This is a genomic window from Pseudomonas sp. Pseusp10 (assembly GCF_059492225.1).
The window spans coordinates 2,042,372-2,061,877 of record NZ_CP168528.1; the positions used below are offsets into that span (position 1 = coordinate 2,042,372).

General features: G+C 61.9%; 18 protein-coding genes and 1 pseudogene. 13 read left to right on the forward strand and 6 right to left on the reverse strand.

Annotated features, from left to right (window positions below; all coding sequences use genetic code 11):
- Window positions 1–27 precede the first annotated feature (27 nt).
- On the forward strand, window positions 28–660 hold the full coding sequence (gene emhR, locus ACEN8Z_RS09100; protein ID WP_007986303.1) for an efflux system transcriptional repressor EmhR: 633 nt from the start codon (window positions 28–30) through the stop codon (window positions 658–660).
- Between the two features lie 269 nt (window positions 661–929).
- On the opposite strand, the gene ACEN8Z_RS09105 is transcribed toward emhR, so the two are convergent.
- The 3 genes from ACEN8Z_RS09105 to ACEN8Z_RS09115 are packed head-to-tail and all read right to left on the reverse strand — an operon-like array spanning window position 930 to window position 3,502.
- The gene (locus ACEN8Z_RS09105; RefSeq protein ID WP_007996082.1) at window positions 930–1,979 is read right to left on the reverse strand and encodes an alkene reductase; all 1,050 of its coding nucleotides are present in this window, start codon (window positions 1,977–1,979) and stop codon (window positions 930–932) included.
- 30 nt (window positions 1,980–2,009) lie between these two features.
- Entirely contained in the window at window positions 2,010–3,176 is a 1,167-nt protein-coding gene (locus ACEN8Z_RS09110; protein WP_495597414.1) for an MFS transporter, read from the reverse strand.
- Between the two features lie 23 nt (window positions 3,177–3,199).
- Complete coding sequence (locus ACEN8Z_RS09115) at window positions 3,200–3,502, reverse strand: ArsR/SmtB family transcription factor (RefSeq protein ID WP_007983055.1); 303 nt, start codon at window positions 3,500–3,502, stop codon at window positions 3,200–3,202.
- A gap of 170 nt (window positions 3,503–3,672) precedes the next feature.
- Between ACEN8Z_RS09115 and ACEN8Z_RS09120 the strand changes: the two genes are divergently transcribed.
- Window positions 3,673–4,251 (forward strand): acyl carrier protein phosphodiesterase, encoded by a 579-nt coding sequence (locus ACEN8Z_RS09120; RefSeq protein WP_495597415.1) that lies wholly within the window; start codon window positions 3,673–3,675, stop codon window positions 4,249–4,251.
- Window positions 4,252–4,359: 108 nt separating this feature from the next.
- Here the strand turns inward: ACEN8Z_RS09120 and ACEN8Z_RS09125 are convergent, their stop codons facing one another.
- Together ACEN8Z_RS09125 and olsB are read right to left on the reverse strand one after the other, a co-directional pair.
- On the reverse strand, window positions 4,360–5,151 hold the full coding sequence (locus ACEN8Z_RS09125) for a lysophospholipid acyltransferase family protein (protein ID WP_495597416.1): 792 nt from the start codon (window positions 5,149–5,151) through the stop codon (window positions 4,360–4,362).
- Window positions 5,151–5,906, reverse strand: a complete 756-nt coding sequence (gene olsB / locus ACEN8Z_RS09130) for an L-ornithine N(alpha)-acyltransferase (protein WP_007996073.1) — start codon at window positions 5,904–5,906, stop codon at window positions 5,151–5,153. Before olsB ends, ACEN8Z_RS09125 begins: the two co-directional genes overlap by 1 nt.
- 155 nt (window positions 5,907–6,061) lie before the next feature.
- On the opposite strand from olsB, the gene ACEN8Z_RS09135 reads away from it, so the two are divergent.
- The 9 genes from ACEN8Z_RS09135 (at window position 6,062) to ACEN8Z_RS09175 (ending at window position 15,403) form a co-directional block, all read left to right on the forward strand.
- Window positions 6,062–6,949, forward strand: coding sequence for an acyl-CoA dehydrogenase family protein (locus tag ACEN8Z_RS09135; RefSeq protein WP_495597417.1), 888 nt, complete (start codon window positions 6,062–6,064; stop codon window positions 6,947–6,949).
- A gap of 179 nt (window positions 6,950–7,128) precedes the next feature.
- Entirely contained in the window at window positions 7,129–8,223 is a 1,095-nt protein-coding gene (locus tag ACEN8Z_RS09140) for a serine hydrolase domain-containing protein (protein ID WP_495597418.1), read from the forward strand.
- The gene (locus tag ACEN8Z_RS09145) at window positions 8,220–8,543 is read left to right on the forward strand and encodes a hypothetical protein (protein ID WP_007996069.1); all 324 of its coding nucleotides are present in this window, start codon (window positions 8,220–8,222) and stop codon (window positions 8,541–8,543) included. Before ACEN8Z_RS09140 ends, ACEN8Z_RS09145 begins: the two co-directional genes overlap by 4 nt.
- A gap of 153 nt (window positions 8,544–8,696) precedes the next feature.
- Window positions 8,697–9,872, forward strand: coding sequence for a M20 aminoacylase family protein (locus tag ACEN8Z_RS09150; protein WP_007996067.1), 1,176 nt, complete (start codon window positions 8,697–8,699; stop codon window positions 9,870–9,872).
- An 82-nt stretch (window positions 9,873–9,954) separates the two neighbouring features.
- Complete coding sequence (locus ACEN8Z_RS09155) at window positions 9,955–11,265, forward strand: citrate-proton symporter (RefSeq protein ID WP_495597419.1); 1,311 nt, start codon at window positions 9,955–9,957, stop codon at window positions 11,263–11,265.
- Window positions 11,262–12,710, forward strand: a complete 1,449-nt coding sequence (locus tag ACEN8Z_RS09160; RefSeq protein WP_495597420.1) for an amidase — start codon at window positions 11,262–11,264, stop codon at window positions 12,708–12,710. Before ACEN8Z_RS09155 ends, ACEN8Z_RS09160 begins: the two co-directional genes overlap by 4 nt.
- 69 nt (window positions 12,711–12,779) lie before the next feature.
- Window positions 12,780–13,550, forward strand: coding sequence for an IclR family transcriptional regulator (locus ACEN8Z_RS09165; RefSeq protein WP_008000154.1), 771 nt, complete (start codon window positions 12,780–12,782; stop codon window positions 13,548–13,550).
- A gap of 103 nt (window positions 13,551–13,653) precedes the next feature.
- Window positions 13,654–14,244, forward strand: coding sequence for a YceI family protein (locus tag ACEN8Z_RS09170; RefSeq protein ID WP_495597421.1), 591 nt, complete (start codon window positions 13,654–13,656; stop codon window positions 14,242–14,244).
- A 1-nt stretch (window position 14,245) separates the two neighbouring features.
- The gene (locus ACEN8Z_RS09175) at window positions 14,246–15,403 is read left to right on the forward strand and encodes a phospholipase D-like domain-containing protein (RefSeq protein WP_495597422.1); all 1,158 of its coding nucleotides are present in this window, start codon (window positions 14,246–14,248) and stop codon (window positions 15,401–15,403) included.
- A gap of 140 nt (window positions 15,404–15,543) precedes the next feature.
- Here the strand turns inward: ACEN8Z_RS09175 and bglX are convergent, their stop codons facing one another.
- Window positions 15,544–17,835 (reverse strand): beta-glucosidase BglX, encoded by a 2,292-nt coding sequence (bglX, locus tag ACEN8Z_RS09180; protein ID WP_495597423.1) that lies wholly within the window; start codon window positions 17,833–17,835, stop codon window positions 15,544–15,546.
- Between the two features lie 249 nt (window positions 17,836–18,084).
- On the opposite strand from bglX, the gene ACEN8Z_RS09185 reads away from it, so the two are divergent.
- Window positions 18,085–18,690, forward strand: coding sequence for a LemA family protein (locus ACEN8Z_RS09185; protein WP_116262195.1), 606 nt, complete (start codon window positions 18,085–18,087; stop codon window positions 18,688–18,690).
- Between the two features lie 37 nt (window positions 18,691–18,727).
- Window positions 18,728–19,481: pseudogene (locus tag ACEN8Z_RS09190) on the forward strand (TPM domain-containing protein).
- Window positions 19,482–19,506: the final 25 nt, after the last annotated feature.

Consider the following 19,506-nt stretch of genomic DNA (forward strand, 5'->3'; position numbering starts at 1 on the left):
AAGCACCCTGATTGAGGTTGTACTGTCATGGTCCGTCGTACCAAAGAGGAAGCTCAGGAAACCCGCGCGCAAATTCTCGTGGCGGCCGAAAAGGCCTTTTACGAGCGAGGCGTGGCGCGTACGACCCTGGCGGACATCGCCACCCTGGCTGGCGTCACTCGTGGGGCCATTTACTGGCATTTCAGCAACAAGGCGGATTTGGTGCAGGCCATGCTCGACACCTTGCATGAGCCGCTGGAAGAAATGGCCAAGGCCAGCGAAAGCGAAGACGAGCTCGATCCCCTGGGCTGCATGCGCAAGCTTCTGATTCATTTGTTTCATCAAATTGCGCTGGACCCGAAAACCCGGCGCATCAATGAGATTCTTTTTCATAAGTGCGAATTCACCGATGAAATGTGCGACCTGCGCCAACAGCGCGTGTCAGCCAGCCTCGAATGCAATGTGCGGATCGGCCTGGCCCTGAGCAATGCCGTGAATCGCGGCCAGTTGCCGGAAAACCTCGACACCGCCCGCGCCGCCATCAGCTTGCATGCTTATATTGATGGCATCCTCTACCAGTGGTTGCTGGCCCCCGACGGTTTTGAATTGCACACCGAAGCCGAGCGCTGGGTCGATACCGGTTTGGACATGCTGCGCTTGAGCCCCAGCCTGCGCAAATGAAACAAAATGCTTAATTGGCTCCTTGTATGGACTCTTTTGTCACTTGATGTGCCGTAATGGGGTGCTTTTATATACGCACCCTTGGCGGGATAACAGGTAGCTAGCTCAGTATTTTGTAGGGAATTTGTGTCGAGACTGTGCGAAATCCATTTCGACCTTGTGGGATCGCCGCACCGCCGCTCCCACATTAGTGGATAGTGTTGAACCATCAGGTACAAAAAAGCCCCGGCTCTTTCAAGCTGGGGCTTTTGCGTTTCCACGGTTGCTGATTACAGCGCCGGGTAGTCGATGTAGCCGACCGGGCCTTTGGCGTAGAACAGCTCCGGACGCGCTTCGTTAAGCGGTGCGTCGGCCTTCAAGCGTGCCGGCAGGTCAGGGTTGGCAATAAAGGGTACGCCGAAGGCGACTGCATCGGCCTTGCCGCTGGCGAGCAACGCGTTGGCGCTGTCCTTGGTGAAACGCTCGTTGGCAATGTATGGACCGCCGAAAGCTTCCTTGAGTTGCGGACCGAGGCTGTCGGCACCTTCTTTCTCGCGCGAGCAGATGAAGGCGATGCCACGCTTGCCCAGTTCGCGAGCGACGTAGGTGAAGGTTTCGGCCAGGTTGTCATCGCCCATGTCATGCAGGTCGGCGCGTGGCGACAGGTGCACACCTACGCGGCCGGCGCCCCAGATTTCGATGGCGGCGTCGGTCACTTCCAACAGCAGGCGGGCACGGTTTTCCAGGGAGCCGCCATAGTTGTCGGTGCGCTGGTTGGTGCTGCTTTGCAGGAACTGGTCGAGCAGGTAACCGTTGGCAGCATGGATTTCCACACCGTCGAAGCCGGCCGCCTTGGCGTTCTCGGCACCGACGCGGTAAGCGTCGACGATGTCGGCGATTTCAGCGGTTTCCAGGGCACGCGGGACAGGGAAGTCGGCCAGCGGACGAACCAGGCTGACGTGGCCTTTGGGCTGGATGGCGCTCGGAGCGACCGGGGCTTCATCGTTCAGGTACAAACCGTGGGAAATGCGACCTACATGCCACAACTGCAGGAAGATCTTGCCGCCCGCGCCATGGATAGCCTTGGTCACATTGGACCAGCCACGTACCTGATCGTTGGACCAGATACCCGGGGTGTCGGGGTAGCCAACGCCCATCGGCGTGACCGAAGTGGCCTCGCTGAGGATCAGCCCGGCGGACGCACGTTGCACGTAGTACTCGGCCATCAGCGCGTTGGGTACGCGGCCTTCGTCGGCGCGGCAGCGGGTCAGTGGTGCCATGATGATGCGGTTGGCCAACTCGAGGTCGCCCAGTTTGATCGGATCGAAAATAGACGTCATTTATTGCAGCCCTCGTGAGGTAATGGTTGATCAGTTGGTAGCAGGTGCCAGCTCGGGATTGCCGCTCTGGCGGAAAGTAATCAGAGTGACCAGCAGGGCGAGTACCGCCAGTGCGGCCGCGGCGAGCGGCACGCTGGTCAGGCCGAAGCCATGGGCAATCACACTGCCGCCGACCCAGGCACCCAGGGCGTTGCCGATGTTGAAAGCGCCGATGTTCAGGGTCGACACCAGGTTCGGTGCGGTTTTGCCGAAAGTCACCACGTTCACTTGCAGCGCCGGTACGGCGGCGAAGCACGCGGTGGCCCAGAGGAACAGGGTGATTTCGGTCGGGATCAGCGCGACGCTGGTCCAGGTCAGTACGGTGGACACCACGGCCATGGTGATGAACACGCCGATAAGTGTCGCGGCCATGCCTTTATCGGCCAGCTTGCCGCCGATGATGTTGCCGACCGTCAGGCCCAGGCCGATAAGCATCAGGGTCCAGGTCACGCCACGGGGCGAGATGCCGGTGACTTCGCCCAGCAGCGGCGCGACGTAGGTGAACAGGGTGAACACCGAGGCGGCGAACAGTGCCGTCATGCTCAGGGACAGCCAGATGCCACCGCCCTTGAGTGCGGCCAGTTCGGCGCGCATGTCGAGTTTTTCTTCATCGCGCTTGGCCGGCAGGAAGCGGATCAGACCGATCAGTGCAATCACACCGATCACGGTCACCGCCCAGAAGGTCGAACGCCAGCCGGCTTCCTGACCGAGGGCGGTGCCCAGCGGTACGCCGAGGACGTTGGCCAGGGTCAGGCCGGTGAACATCAGGGCCACGGCCGATGCGCGTTTGTTCGCAGGCACTAGGCCGGCGGCCACCACCGAACCGATGCCGAAGAAGGCGCCGTGGCAAAGGGCGGTGACCACACGGGCGAACATCAGCACGTTGTAGTCGCCGGCCACCGCGCACAGCAGGTTGCCAATAATGAAGATGCCCATCAACGCCACCAGGGCGGCCTTGCGCGGCAGCCGGGCGGTGGCCAGCGCCATGAACGGCGCGCCGATGGCCACGCCCAGGGCGTAACCGGTCACCAGCCAGCCAGCACCGGGAATCGATACACCGAGGTCTGCCGCCACGTTGGGCAGCAGGCCCATGATGACGAACTCGGTGGTGCCGATGGCGAAGGCGCTCAAGGCCAGGATGAGTAGCGAGAGGGGCATTGTTTAATTCCTTTTCGGCTGGATCAGAGCTCTTTACTGAAGGTTTTGAGGAATTCCTGAATGGTTTCCTCGTTGCGTTTGAAGAAGTGCCACTGGCCGACTTTGCGGCTGCTGATCAGGCCGGCGCGTTGCAGGGTCGCCAGGTGTGCGGACACCGTGGACTGCGACAGGCCGCAACGTTGATCGATCTGCCCGGCGCAGACGCCGTGTTCGTTGCTGTGGGACTGGTCGGGAAATTCGACGGTCGGGTCCTTGAGCCAGTGCAGGATTTCTCGCCGTACTGGGTGTGCCAGGGCTTTTATTATTTCGTCGAGATTGATGGTCATGATGTGGGCTCGTGATGTTTAAAACGCTATATCGCGATGAGGCGAACTTTAAATCGGTATTTCGCGATATACAAATATGATTTGGCTCTGACCAACTCACATTTCGGTATATCGGGTTATAGCGATATGTAGAGTGTAACAATACAAGGGGGCGGTGCTAAGCTGCGCCCATGAACTATCTCGCACATCTTCACCTCGGTGGCCAGCGTCCCGGCCAATTGCTCGGCAGTCTGTATGGCGATTTCGTCAAGGGACGGCTGCAAGGGCAGTTCGCTGCGGAAATCGAAGGGGCCATCCAGTTGCACCGCAGCATCGACGTGTTCACCGATCGTCATCCGCTGGTGGACGTCGCGTTGTCGCGTTTCTCCCTGACCCGGCGTCGCTACGCGGGGATCGTGCTCGACGTGTTTTTCGACCATTGTCTGGCCCGGGACTGGACGCTGTATGCCGATCGGCCCCTGGCGTTGTTCACCTCGGATGTTTACCGGGTGCTGTCCAGCGAGCGGCAATTGCCGGAACGGCTGGCGAAGATTGCACCGTACATGGTGGCCAATGACTGGTTGGGTTCGTATCAGGAATTCGAAGTGCTGGAGCAGGTGTTGCGGGGGATCTCGCGGCGCCTGACCCGGCCGGAGGAACTGGCGGCGGCGATGCAGGAGTTGCGGCGGTTGTATGAACCGTTGAGCGAGGACTTTCGGTTGTTCTATCCGCAGTTGCAGGCTTTTGCCCGGAACTATCCTGCGACATGAAACCCGTGTGGGAGCGGGCTTGCTCGCGAAGGCGTAGTGTCAGTCGATATCAATGTCGCCTGACACTACGCCTTCGCGAGCAAGCCCGCTCCCACAGGGGGTCTGCGTTTATGCTGCGATAGCGGGGCGCATCGGTGCTCGCTGAGGTTCAACGACTGTCCCGAACAACGCCTTCTGCACCGCCTGCTGTGCCTCGAACGCCAGCGCTGCACGTTCCCGACCTTCGCAAGCAATTGGCTTGAGCAGATGAATCTCTACACCACCGCGATCATTGGCAAACAGCCGCATCAAGTGCGAGAGCAAATCATCGTCGCCAATGAACGGTGCCAGCGTGCAGGGCTCGCCGTCGCGTACATAACGGATCGCCACCGGCTGCATCGCCACTTCGGAATCGATGGCGGCGGACAGCAGGCGACCATGGAAGGTGCGCAGCGAACGGCCATCGGTGGTGGTGCCTTCCGGGAACATCAGCAGTGGGTAAGCTTGTTCCAGGTGGCGGGTCATCTGCTTGCGGATCAACTGGCTGTCACCCGAGCCACGGCGGATAAACAGGCTGCCGGCCTTGGCCGCCAGCCAGCCGGCCACCGGCCAGGTGCGCACTTCGGCTTTGGACAGGAACGACAGCGGTGTGAGCATCCCCAGCAGCGGGATGTCGGTCCAGGACACATGATTGCTGACCCAGAGCATCGGTGTCTTCGGCAGCTCGCCGTGGACGGTCACGTCAAAGGGCAGGGCGTTGCTCAGGCGGGCCATGAAAAACCGCGACCAGCGCTGACGACGCGCCATCGAATGGGCCAGGCCCAGGCGCTCGAACACCCCGAACACACTGGCCATGCCCAGGCCCAGCGTCACCACCATCAGCACTCGCGCGATTCGCGCGTACACCCGCAACCGGCCCATTACACAGCCGCCTTGAAGTGTTTGGCGTAGCGCGGGCAGAGTTCGTCGCGCTTGAGCAGGATGAACACGTCGGCGACCTGGAAGTCTTCGTCCCAGCAGGGCTCGCCGCAGATCTTCGCGCCCAGGCGCATGTAGGCCTTGAGCAGCGGTGGCATTTCAGCGATCACGTTGGACGGGATGTCCAGGCTCGGCAGCGGATTTTTCGGCTCGGCGCGCAGGTGTTCGGTGCACAGGTAGCGTTCGCGCAGACGCTGCATGATCGCGTGGGCCTGCACGCCGCCATCCTGCATCGGAATGCTCGCGCAACCCATCAGGTAGCTGTAGCCGCCCTGGTTCAGGACTTCGGCCAGTTCGCCCCAGAGCACGGCGATGGTGCCGCCGTTGCGGTAGGCCGGGTCGACGCAGGTGCGACCGATTTCCAGGATTGGTCCTTGCAGATGCACCAGGCCGTGAAGGCTGAATTCTTCTTCGCTATAGAACTTGCCCAGGCTGCTGGCAGCCGTGTGGTCGAGCAAACGGGTGGTCGCCACCAGGCGCCCGGTGTTCAGGTCACGCACACCGATGTGGGCGCAGTGAACGTCGTAGTCATCCATGTCCAGACCCAGCTCGGCACCCTTGAGCTTGGCGTTGAATTCGCCGCTGAACACGTTGAAACGCAAGGCCTGGGCCTCCTGCAACGCCTCGGCGCCTACCAGGCGTTCGGCTTGCAGGCGGCGTTCATTGCCGGTGTCGCTGATGCGGGCGATCTGAGTCATGGCGATTCTCCGTGCGGGCTGCTCACCCGTCTTTGGGTTACAGCGGATCGACTTTCTTTATCTAGCCGTGTTGTGCAAAGTCAGGCTATGTAGCCCCGGTGTCATCGCCATTAAGCTTTGGTGATGCTTATATGACAGCCCTCAAGGAGCCTCTTATGCCCTGGCAAACCCTGTTGAACCGCCGCGAACGCTTGCCCGCCAACCCGGATCTGGCCGAAGGTTTCGCGACCTTGTTGCAGCAGTTGGGTACGGTCACGCCGTTCGAATTGGCCGTGCTCGGCGGGCGATTGATGGCGACGCCGGGGCTGGCGTTTCTGGTGGGGTATCAAGCGGCATTGCGCATGCTCTGGCCGAGCGCACCACTGAGCCTCGGCGCGCTGTGCGCCACCGAACAGCGCAGCCTGCGCCCGGCCGACATGCAAACCCGACTGAGCGGTTTGCGCCTGAACGGACGCAAGGATTTCGTCACCGCTGGCGATGCGGCCGACTGGTTGCTGGTGGCGGCGCGCAACGAAGAGCCCGGTGCCAAGCCACGCTTGAGCCTGGCAGTGATCTATCGCGATGAGCCGGGTGTGCGGGTGGAAAAACTGGCGCCGATTCCGTTGATGCCGGATATCAGCCATGGCCGCTTGTTTCTGGACAATGCCTTGTGCGAATTGCTCGCCGGGGATGGCTGGGATGCCTACGTCAAACCGTTTCGCACGCTGGAAGACATCTATGTACTGAGCGCCATGACGGCGTGGTTGTATGGCGTCGGCCAGGAATGCAGTTGGCCGCAATCCTTGCAATTGCGGTTGCTGGGGTTGTTGGCGGGGTGTGCGGAGTCCAGCCGTCAGCCACCGACCCATCCGGCCGGGCATGTGTTGCTTGGTGGGTTGTTTGCGCAGTTCGAAGGGCTCAAGGCTGAGGTGAATGGGGCAATGGCTGGAGGGCCTCCAGAGTGGGCGGCGATGTGGCAGCGGGACCAGGCGGTGATGGAGTTGGCGGCAGGGGCGCGGGGCAAGCGGTTGGTGAAGGCATTGGCGGAATCTTCGCTGGCCTGACTGGCCTCATCGTCGGAACGCCGCCCGGACCAAGCTCGCTCCCACAGGGATCTTGTTCACACCAAAGATCCTTTGTGGGAGCGGGCTTGCCCGCGAAGACGGACTGACTGGCAGCACAAATTTCTGAACTGTCATCAACCTCGACTAGGCTCAGCAATTTCAATCTCCGAGCCCCCGCCATGCCCAAAGGCTTGTCCCTGATTTTCCTGCTGTTGCTCAGTTTCACGGCCCAGGCCGAAAACTGGCCCGCCGAGCAATGGCCGACCGCCCCGACGCCGACCGGGTCGGCGCTTCGAGCCTTGGAGGCCTACGCCTTCCCACCCCGCGATGACACCACTCGCCTGGGCATTCGCACCGATGCCTTGCTGGTGATTCGCGACGGCCAGTTGATCTACGAACGCTACACCGGTCCGACGACGGCCGAGGCCCCACACCTGACCTGGTCGATCAGCAAGAGCCTGATGGCTACGGTCCTCGGTGTGGCCTATGGCGAAGGGCTGTTCAAGTTGCAGGACCCGGTGCAGAAATTTTATCCGCCGCTGGCCAGGCATCCGAACCTGACCGTGGCCGACTTGCTGCACTGGGCCTCGGGCCTGGATTGGCAAGAGGACTATGAATACGCACCGCTGAAATCTTCGGTGGTGGCCATGCTCTACACCCGCGGTCGCCACGACATGGCCGCGTTCACCGCGGCGCATGCTGAGTACGCGGCGCCAGGCCAGGCGTTTCGCTACTCCAGCGGTGACAGCAATCTGTTGTCCGCCGCGCTGAAAACCATCGTCGGCCCCAGCCGCTATCCCGACTATCCATGGACTGCGTTGTTCGAGCCGCTGGGCATTCGCCGTGCCGTCTGGGAATCCGATGCCACGGGCACGTTCGTCGCGTCGTCCTATGCCTACCTGACGGCACGGGATCTGGCCCGGGTCGGTCTGTTGATGGCCCGCGAGGGGCGCTGGGGCGACAGGCAACTGCTGCCCAAGGACTGGGTGGCGTTCAACCGCGAGCCGTTCGCTCACTATCATGCCCACGAAGACGATGCCGTCCCCGGCGGCCAGTGGTGGCTCAATCGAGCCGTGGAGGGCGCAGCAAGACCCTGGCCCGATGCCCCCGCCGATACCTTCGCTGCTCTGGGTCATTGGGGGCAGGTGATGTACGTGATCCCCAGTGAACAGCTGGTGATCGTCCGCTACGGCGATGACCGCGACGGCAGTTACCGGCACAACGAATTGCTCAGGCTCGCGCTCAAGGCCTTTGCCGGGAGGGTGCAGCCATGAGCGGTTTCATTCGCCGTCGACCGGTCAGTTCGCTATTGCTGATTGCGCTGATCGCCTTGCTCGGCTGGATCTGGCACGAGCGTGAGGCGCTGTGGGCGTTCCCCGACATCATCAGCGCCTACACCGCCAAGGAATATTGTTCGTGCCGCTATGTGATGGGTAACGATACCCAGTACTGCCACGGCTATGTGAAGCAATGGCTGCCCACCAGTGGCTTTGTCGATGACCCGAGCGCCAAGCGCGTAACGGTCAGCGGCATGGGCCGCAGCAACAGCGCCGTGTGGATCGGCGAGCGCCAGGGCTGTCGCTTGCAGCCCTGATATCCCTTCAGGTTCCACTCTGTGGAACCACATTCGATTGTCCTGGCGCGCGACTCGCGGTTATCTGGCGGTGAGCGCGACCTGCCTTTGACGTGTCGCGAAATCACTGCGAACAACAAGAACGGGACTACACCCGGCCCGAGGACAATCGTCATGACCCGATATCAGCACATCCTTGCCTGGCTCAACGACGTGGCCAGCGATCTGCACGCCACCCGCCAGGACATCCACGCCCACCCGGAACTCGGCTTCGAGGAAAACCGCACCTCGGCGCTGGTGGCCAAATCCCTGGCGGATTGGGGCTACGAGGTGCACACCGGCATCGGCAAGACCGGTGTAGTCGGCGTGCTGCGTAATGGCAGTAGCCCGCGCAGACTCGGTTTGCGGGCGGACATGGATGCGCTGCCGATCATCGAGAACACCGGAGCAACCTACAGCAGCCAGCATCAGGGTTGCATGCACGCCTGTGGGCATGACGGCCACACCACGATGCTGCTGGGCGCGGCGCGCTACCTGGCGGCGACACGCCAGTTCGACGGCACCCTGACGTTGATTTTCCAGCCTGCCGAAGAGGGCCAGGGCGGTGCCGAAGCGATGCTTGCCGATGGCCTGCTCGAACGTTTCCCCTGCGATGCGCTGTTCGGCATGCACAACATGCCGGGGCTACCCGCCGGCCATTTGGGTTTTCGTGAGGGGCCGATGATGGCCTCGCAGGATTTGCTTAACGTGACCATCGAAGGTGTCGGCGGCCACGGTTCGATGCCGCATCTGGCGGTCGATCCGCTGGTGGCGGCGGCCAGTGTGGTCATGGCCCTGCAGACCGTGGTCGCGCGCAACATCGATGCGCAACAGGCGGCGGTGGTCACGGTGGGCGCGTTGCAGGCGGGGGAGGCGGCCAACGTCATTCCACAACAGGCAATCCTGCGCCTGAGCTTGCGGGCACTGAATGCCCAAGTGCGCGAGCAGACCCTCGAACGCGTGCGCGCAATCATCGAATCCCAGGCCCGGAGTTTCGGTTGCAGTTCGCGCATCGAACATCGTCCGGCCTACCCGGTGCTGGTCAACCATGCAGCCGAAACCGAATTCGCCAGGCAAGTCGGCGTTGATCTGGTCGGTGCCGATGCGGTCGATGGCAATACCCCCAAACTGATGGGCAGCGAAGACTTCGCCTGGATGCTGCAACGTTGCCCCGGCGCCTACCTGTTCATCGGCAATGGCGTGTCGCGGCCGATGGTCCACAACCCCGCGTATGACTTCAACGACGACATCCTGCTGACCGGTGCCGCGTACTGGGGCGCACTGACCGAGAGCTGGCTCAAACCGGCCTGATTTCCTCACTTTCTACTGCCGCCGGACCGGGTGCGCGCTGCCGTGCCCGCCGTTACCCAACAGGTTTTTGGAGAGTTCCCCCATGCAGACTTCGAGCACAGGCGTTTCTCGCACCCGGCAGGTGGTCGCCGCGGTTATCGGCAACGCGCTGGAATGGTATGACTTCATCGTTTACGGCTTTCTGGCCAGCATCATCGCCCGGCAGTTTTTCCCCTCTGACGACGAATACGCCTCCTTGCTGATGGCCCTGGCGACTTTCGGCGTCGGCTTCTTCATGCGTCCGGTGGGCGGCATCCTGCTGGGGATGTATTCGGACCGCAAAGGGCGCAAGGCGGCGATGCAGATGATCATTCGCCTGATGACTGTCTCCATCGCACTGATTGCGTTTGCACCGAACTACGCCGCTATCGGCATGGGTGCGCCACTGTTGATCGTGGTTGCGCGGATGCTGCAAGGCTTCGCCACGGGCGGCGAATACGCCAGCGCCACGGCGTTCCTGGTGGAAAGCGCACCGGCGCACCGCAAGGGCTTGTACGGCTCGTGGCAATTGGTCGGGCAATGCCTGGCGGTGTTCTCCGGGGCGGCGATGGTCGCATTGTTCACCCACCTGCTGTCCCCTGAGGCACTGGAGAGCTGGGGCTGGCGGATTCCGTTTGTGCTGGGTTTGCTGATCGGCCCGGTCGGGCTGTGGATTCGCAAGTACATGGAGGAACCGGAGGAGTTTCTCGAAGCACGCAAACAGGCCAAAGGCGCGAGCCCAAGCCTGATGCAAGTGCTCCGCGAACACAGGCGCAGCATTCTGGTGTCCATGGGCCTGGCCTGTGGCGCGACCGTGTCGTTCTACGTGGTGCTGGTGAACATGCCAACCTTTGCCCACAAGAATCTCGGCCTGCCGCTGGATCAGGTGTTGCTGGTGCAAATGCTCGCGGTGGCGCTGATGACCGTGATCATTCCGTTGTCTGGCGCACTGTCGGACCGACTCGGTCGGCGCCCGGTGTTGATGGCCTTCACCCTGGCGTTTTTCCTGATGGTTTATCCCTTGTACGTGTGGGTGGCGGCGGCGCCATCGGTGGAGCGTTTGCTGGTGATGCAACTGTTGCTGTGCAGTGCGATCGGCGGTTTCTTCGGCCCGGCTCCGACCGCGCTGGCCGAGCAGTTCCCCATCGAAGTGCGTTCCACCGGTGTGTCGGTGGCTTACAACGTCGCCGTCATGGTCTTCGGCGGGTTCGCGCCGCTGATCGTCACTTGGCTGAGCAAGGTCCTGGCGACTCCGGTGGCTCCATCGTTCTACGTGTTGTTCGCCTGCTTGCTGACGTTACTCGGCACCTACTGCATGCAAGAAGCACCACGGGCAAAAAGATCCGTTGAACTCAATCTTGGGGTGAAACCTTGAGCAGCAATCCGATTGTTGAAATGGACGCCGATGCGCTGTCCCGGGCCATTCATGGGCGGCAGGTGTCCTGTCGCGAGGTGATGCAGGCGTATCTGGCGCAGATCGAACGCTTCAATCCACAGGTCAATGCGCTGGTGTCCCTGCGCCCGGCCGAGGCATTACTGGCAGAGGCCGACGAGTGTGATCGCCAACTCGACCGGGGCCAGTCCCGAGGCTGGATGCACGGCATGCCGCAGGCGGTCAAAGACCTGGCGGCCACCGCCGGTTTGCGCACCACGATGGGCTCACCGCTGTTCGCCGAGCAGGTTCCGCAATACGACGCCATCAGCGTGGCGCGGGTGCGCGACTGCGGGGCGATCATCATCGGCAAGAGCAACGTCCCGGAATTCGGCCTCGGCTCGCAAACCTACAACAGCGTGTTCGGCACCACCACCAACGCCTACGATCCGACCTTGATTGCCGGTGGCAGCAGTGGCGGGGCGGCGGTGGCGCTAGCGTTGCGCATGCTGCCGGTGGCCGACGGCAGCGACATGATGGGGTCGCTGCGCAATCCGGCGGCGTTCAACAACGTCTATGGATTGCGTCCGTCCCAGGGGCGTGTGCCGTTCGGGCCCGGACCTGAGATGTTCATCCAGCAACTGGCCACCGAAGGACCGATGGGCCGCACGGTCACCGATGTTGCCCGTTTGCTCGGCACCCAGGCCGGGTACGATCCGCGCGTGCCGTTGTCGCTGACTGAAGATCCGGGGATATTTCACCAGTCGTTGCAGCAGGATTTCAGGGATGTGCGGCTCGGCTGGCTGGGGGACTACAACGGCTACCTGCCGATGGAGCCCGGCGTCATGAGCCTGTGTGAATCGGCGTTGCAGGACTTCGCCGCACTGGGTTGCAAGGTCGAGGCCTGCCAGCCGGATTTCTCAATGGAGCGCCTGTGGCAAACCTGGCTGGTGCATCGCCACTGGCTGGTGCAAGGCAGCCTCGGCGGGTTGTATGCCGATGCGCAAAAGCGCGAACACCTCAAACCCGAAGCCCGATGGGAAGTCGAGGGCGGGTTGCGTCTGACGGCGGCGGATGTCTATCAGGCCTCGGTCAGTCGCAGCGAGTGGTATCGAGCGCTGAACGAATTGTTCGATCGTTACGACTTCCTGTTGTTGCCCACCGCCCAAGTGTTTCCTTTTGATGCACAAACCCCTTGGCCGCGCGTTGTTGGCGGGCACGCCATGGACACCTACCACCGCTGGATGGAAGTGGTGATCGGGCCGACCCTGGCCGGGTTGCCGAGCATGAGTGTGCCGGTGGGATTCAACCCCGCCGGACTGCCGATGGGCCTGCAAATCATGGGTCGGGCCCAGGCTGACCTTGCGGTTTTACAACTGGCGTATGCCCATGAGCAGTTGACTCAATGGGTCAAGCGCTGCTCGCCCGGTTGTCTGCAAAATGCATGAGCCCAGCGGACAGGCCCGCATCTTGCTGCGCAAAGTGATCATCCATCTGCGCTTAGGGAGATCGAACCTATGGAGAGCAAGGCAGAAACCGGTAGCGTGCGTTCCGTCGAGCGCGCCCTGGCGATTGTCGAGTTGCTGGGTGAGCATCAGGCTTTGGGGCTGGAGGAGTTGCACTACCTGACGAGCCTGCCCAAGGCCACGGTGTCGCGCATGTTGCTGACCTTGCAGGAGCAGGGCTGGATCTATCGCGGCCTGAGCGACCGGCGTTATCGCTTGTGCGCCAAGCGCCTGTTTGGTGACAGCCAGCAGCGCTTCAAGCGGCGTCTGGTGGAAAACGCCGCGCCGCTGCTGCTGGCGTTGAGTGAGCGCACCGGGTTGGTGGCGGACCTGTCGTGCTTTGACGGCGAGCGGATCGAAGTCATGGAAAGCGCGATCCCCACGGTGCTGCGCAAGCGATACCCGAACAACTGCCAGATCGTCGGCCAGCACGCCAGCCTGTTCCATTCGGCCATGGGGCGGGCCTGCCTTGGCGAGCTGGACAGCCATGAAGTGGAGCGTCTGGCCAGCCGTGAGCGAATGACGGACGAGTCCCTGTTCAGCACCACTGAGCAGGCATTGCATCAAGGCTTCGGCCAGCGCACCGAGGGTTACTGGGAGTATCCGGTGCGCCTGCCGTTCCTGATTCGCGCGGTGGCCCTGCCGATCCGCACCGATGGCCGCCTGGTCGGCAGCATGGCGCTGCACTGGCCGATGGATCAGGCGCCGGTGGAGCGAGTACTCAACCTGCACCTCAACAGCCTGGCCACGACCATTGGCGATGTGCAGCAGGCGATGGCCTGATTTGGAACTTGTGGTGGTTTAGAGACTCAAGGCAACACATTTCTTGCAACCTGTGGCAGGCCGGTTAAGGTTCAGCACAGGTTTCTCTGCCTTACGAGTCTCTATGTTCAAGCGCTCCGCCCTCCGATCCCTCGTTTTTCTGCTGCTGACCGGTGCTGCATTGTCGGCCCGCGCCGACTGGTACCTCGATGGCGAGTCTTCACGCCTGTCGTTTGTCAGCACCAAAAACGCCAATGTTTCCGAAGTGCAGCGCTTTCTGGTGTTGCACGGCAAGGTCGATCCCCAGGGGCTGGCGCAGGTGGAAGTCGAACTGGAGTCGATCAACAGCGGCGTCCCGTTGCGCGATGAGCGCATGCGCAAGGAGCTGTTCCAGGTCGAGCGGTTCCCAGACGGATTGATCACCACGAAAATCGATCTTCGCCCGATCAACGACCTCGCTCCCGGTGCGCAGCTGGAATTGCGCCTGCCGCTGATGGTCGACCTGCACGGCAAACAACACGAGTACCACGCCGAACTGCTGGCGACCCGTCTCGATGACCGACGCTTCCAGGTGGTGACCCTCGAACCGCTGGTGATCAACGCCGAAGATTTCGATTTGGCTCCCGGCCTGGAAACGTTACGCAAAATGGCCGGTTTATCGGCGATCAGTCTTTCAGTGCCGGTGAGTGCGGTGCTGATTTTCACGGCGCGTTGAGATGGCCGGAGCGATTTTTCCCTGGCGTGAAGGCAACCACTTCGAACTGCTGGTCGATGGTCCACAGTTTTTCCCGCGCATGCTGGTGGCGATTGCCCGCGCCGAAGAACAGGTTGAGCTGGAGTTGTATCTGGTGGAGACCGGCGCCTGTGCCGAAGCCATGGTCCAGGCATTGGTTCAGGCCGCCGAACGCGGAGTGCGGGTGCGCTGCCTGTTCGATGATTACGGCAGCCTCGCCTTCACCCTGACCTTGCGTCAGCGGCTGCTGGCCGCCGGGGTAGAGCTGCGTTTCTACAATCGCCTGAGCTGGCGACGCTGGGTCGGCAACTTCTACCGCGATCACCGTAAATTGTTGCTGGTGGACCAGAGCCTGGCGGTCGTCGGCGGCACGGGTGTCACTGACGAGTTCTGGACCCCGGGGGAAGACGTCAGCGAATGGCACGAGGTGATGGTGGAAATCACCGGGCCGCTGGTGCTTGACTGGCAGTTGCTGTTCGACCGGCAATGGATCGCCAACCGCCATCGTCGCGCCTGGCGACCCGCCTCGCATTTCGGCTTGCCGCACCTGCCGCGGGTGCCGTCCATGGGCGAGGGAATGGGCCGGGTGGCCTATGCCGACGCCCGCCAGCACCGGGACATTCTGCAATCGCTGGTACGCGCCTTGAACAGCGGCCATCGACGAATCTGGCTGGCCACGCCGTACTTTCTGCCGACCTGGAAAGTTCGCCGCTCCTTGCGCCGGGCGGCTGCCCGTGGCGTCGATGTGCGGTTGCTGCTGACCGGACCTCGTACCGATCACCCGTCAGTGCGCTACGCCGGGCATCGTTATTACCCGCGACTGCTCAAGGCCGGGGTGAAGATTTTCGAGTACCAGCCGTGTTTCCTGCACCTGAAAATGGTCCTGATCGATGACTGGGTGAGCATCGGCTCGTGCAACTTCGATCACTGGAATCTGCGCTTCAACCTGGAAGCCAACCTGGAAGCCCTGGACCCCGGATTGACCCTGGCGGTAGCCGCGAGTTTCGAGCACGACTTCGCCCTGAGCCAGCAAGTCAGCCTGGAGGAATGGAAGCGCCGGCCACTGTGGCGGCGGGTCAAGCAGCGGGTGTGGGGATGGGTGGATCGGGTGGTGGTGAATCTGCTGGATCGGCGCGGTTGATCCCAATCTTCTGAACACTGAAAACCACTGTGGGAGCGAGCTTGCTCGCGATGGCGGCCTGACAGTCAACGATGATGTTGAATGTTATGGCCTCATCGCGAGCAAGCTCGCTCCCACAGGGTTGTGTGGTGTTTGATTAACTACAGCAACTCAAAACTCTGCTGCGTCACGTCCTGGGAATCCAGGCCGATCTGCACGTTGAACTTGCCCGGTTCCGCCGCGTACTTGAGCTGGGAGTTGTAGAACTTCAGGTCGTCCTCGGTGATGGTGAAGTGCACGACTTTCTGCTCGCCAGCCTTGAGCATGACTTTCTGGAAGTTCTTCAGTTCCTTGATCGGGCGGATCATCGAGCCGGCCACATCCTGGATGTACAACTGCACCACGGTTTCGCCGTCGCGCTTGCCGGTGTTTTTCACCGTGACGCTGGCGTCGAGCTTGCCGGTCTTGTTCAGCGTGGTCGACGACAGGGCCATGTCGCTCAGGCTGAACTCGGTGTAGCTCAGGCCATAGCCGAACGGGTACAGGGGACCTGTGGTGTCATCGAAATACTGCGAGGTGTAGTTGCCTGGTTTGCCCGGTGTGAACGGCCGGCCAATGGTCAGGTGGTTGTAGTAGGTCGGAATCTGGCCGACCGAACGCGGGATACTGATCGGCAGTTTGCCCGACGGGTTGTAGTCGCCGAACAGCACATCGGCGATGGCATTGCCGCCCTCGGTGCCGGTGAACCAGGTTTCCAGGATCGCGTCAGCCTGCTCTTTCTCTTCGAGGATCGTCAGTGGACGGCCGTTCATCAACACCAGCACCAGCGGTTTGCCGGTGGCTTTCAGGGCACGGATCAGCTCGCGCTGGTTTTCCGGGATGTTCAAGTCGGTGCGGCTCGACGATTCGTGGGACATGCCACGGGATTCGCCGACGGCGGCAACGACAACATCAGCGTCCTTGGCCGCTTTCACCGCTTCGTCGATCAGCACGTTCGCCGGGCGTGGGTCATCCACCACTTCCGGGGCGTCGAAGTTGAGGAAGTTCAGGTAACCGAGGATTTTCGGGTCGCTGGTGATGTTGGCGCCACGGGCGTAGATCAGTGTCGATTTGTCGCCCAGCGCATTGGTCATGCCGTCGAACAGGGTCACCGATTGCGCCGGCTTACCTGCGGCGGCCCAGCTGCCCATCATGTCGATCGGCGCCTTGGCCAGCGGGCCGACCAAGGCGATTTTCGCGGTTTTCTTCAGCGGCAGGGTTTCGTTCCGGTTCTTCAACAGTACCTGGCCGCGGCGCGCCACATCACGGGCCTCGGCGCGGTGCAGGCGGCTGTCGGCGTAGGTGTCGGCCGGGTCATCCTCGGCCTTGCCGATGCGCAGGTACGGGTCCTTGAACAGGCCCATGTCGTACTTGGCGTCGAGTACCGCACGCACGGCGTTATCGATGTCGCTCTGCTGGATTTCGCCGGACTTCAGCAGCCCGGGCAGCTCTTTGCCGTACAGGGTGTCGTTCATGCTCATGTGAATGCCGGCCTTGATCGCCAGCTTCGCCGCTTCGCGACCGTCGGCGGCGACGCCGTGCTTGATCAGCTCGAAAATCGCCCCGTGGTCGCTGACCGCCAGGCCCTTGAAGCCCCATTCCTTGCGCAGCAGGTCGTTCATCAGCCAGGTGTTGGCGGTGGCCGGTACGCCGTTGATCGAGTTCAGCGCGACCATCACCCCGCCAGCGCCGGCATCGATGGCGGCGCGGTACGGCGGCAGATAGTCCTGGTACATCTTGACCGGGCTCATGTCGACTATGTTGTAGTCGCGACCACCCTCGACCGCGCCGTACAGGGCGAAGTGCTTGACGCTGGACATGATGCTGTCGGCTGCGTTCGCGCCGGTGCCCTGGAACGCCTTGACCATCACGCCGGCAATCCGCGACACAAGGTACGTGTCTTCGCCGAAGCCTTCGGAGGTGCGGCCCCAACGCGGGTCGCGGGAGATGTCGACCATCGGCGCGAAGGTGATATCGAGGCTGTCAGCCGCGGCTTCCTTGGCGGCGATGCGTCCGGACAGGCCGATGGCGTCCATGTCCCAGCTCGAGGCCAGGGCCAGCGGGATCGGGAAAATGGTGCGGTGGCCGTGGATCACGTCGTAGGCGAAGAACATCGGGATCTTCAGGCGGCTGCGCATGGCCGCATCCTGCATCGGCCGGTTTTCCGGGCGGGTGATCGAGTTGAACGTACCACCGATGTTACCCGCCGCGATTTCCTTGCGGATCATCTCCCGGGGCATTTCCGGGCCGATGCTGATCAGGCGCAGTTGGCCGATTTTTTCATCGAGGGTCATTTGCTTCATCAGGTTGCTGATGAAGGCGTCCTTGTTCTCCAGAGGTGCGGGGGTCGTGGCGGCCAATACGTTATGACTGGCCAGGCTGACGAACAGGCCCAGCAAACACAGCTTCTTCATGAATAGTTTTCTCAAGGGCCCAAACGGCGATGCACACGCCGGCCAGCCAAAATTTAGGGAGCGACTATTGTTGTTCGGATGCAGGCTCGGAATACGACAGCCAAATGGCGGATACGTTTTCGCGCAGGGCCTCTTTTTAGCCCATTGGCCCGTTGCAATCCAGAGGCGCGGGCGATTATGCCCCAAGAGCCGGCCCAGAAGGATTCACGGTCGGTTTTTTCATGAAATGTACAAGGGAGCATCATCCTGATGAATGTAAGTCCAACCTACCGATCACGCCTGCAGGTCGCCACGCTGCTGATGCTGGCCACGTTGCTGACTGCCTGCGGCATCAACAACATCCCGACCCTCGACGAACAGGCCAAGGCCGCCTGGGGTCAGGTGCAGAACCAGTATCAGCGGCGCGCCGACCTGATTCCCAACCTGGTGGAAACCGTCAAGGGCTACGCCAAACATGAAGAAGAGACACTGACGGCGGTCATTGAGGCCCGGGCCAAGGCCACTTCGATCCAGGTGGATGCCTCGACCCTCGACAACCCGGAAAAACTCAAGCAGTACCAGCAGGCCCAGGATCAGCTCAGTGGCGCCTTGAGCCGGTTGATGGTGGTCTCCGAGCGTTATCCGGACCTCAAGGCCAACCAGAATTTCCTCGCCTTGCAATCGCAGCTTGAAGGCACCGAGAACCGGATCAGCGTGGCCCGGCGCGATTTCATCCTCGCGGTGCAGAAATACAACACCGAGATCCGCACCTTCCCCGGCCGTTTGTGGCACAGCGTGATGTACAGCAACCTGCCGGTGCGCGAGACCTTCGAAGCCACACCGGGTTCGGAAAAGGCCCCGGAGGTCAAATTCTGAAAAGCGGTCATCGGCGTCACCGCGCAAGAGGTTGCCAATGCGTGTCCTGAGAACAGGCCTGTTGCTGTTGTTATGGGTGGTGGCGATCACGGCCCGTGCCGAACTGAACTTCCCGGCGCTGACCGGGCGGGTGGTCGACAACGCGCAGATGATCGAGCCATCGGTGCGCCAGCAGCTCACCCAACAACTTCAGGCCCATGAACAAGCCACCGGCGAGCAGCTTGTGGTCGTGACTTTGCCGGATTTGCAGGGAACCGACATCGCCGACTTCGGTTACCAGCTCGGCCGCCACTGGGGTATCGGGCAGAAGGACAAGAACAACGGCGCCTTGCTGATCGTTGCCCGGGACGAGCGCCGGCTGCGTATCGAAGTCGGTTATGGCCTGGAGGATCGCCTGACCGATGCCCAGAGTTCGGTGATCATCAATCAGGTCATCACCCCGGCGTTCAAGACCGGCAATTTCAGTAAAGGCATCAGTGATGGCGTGGCGGCGATGCTGGTAGTGCTGGGCGGCAACCCCTTGGACGAACCTTCCACGGCGTATGAATCCAGAGGCGATCCGGGGGACGATTTCGTCTCGCGGCATCCCGGGTTGTTGGTGTTTTTGGTGATGTTGTTCATCCTGACTGTTTTTGTGTGCCAGATGCTCGGTATCCTTCCCGCCGGCCGGGGCGGCTCGGGTGGATCCGGGGGCGGCTTTGGCGGTGGTGGATTTGGCGGCGGCGGTGGAGGGAGGCTTCAGCGGCGGCGGGGGCAGTTTCGGCGGAGGCGGTTCGTCCGGCGGCTGGTGATAATAAAAACGAGCAGGCACTTCAC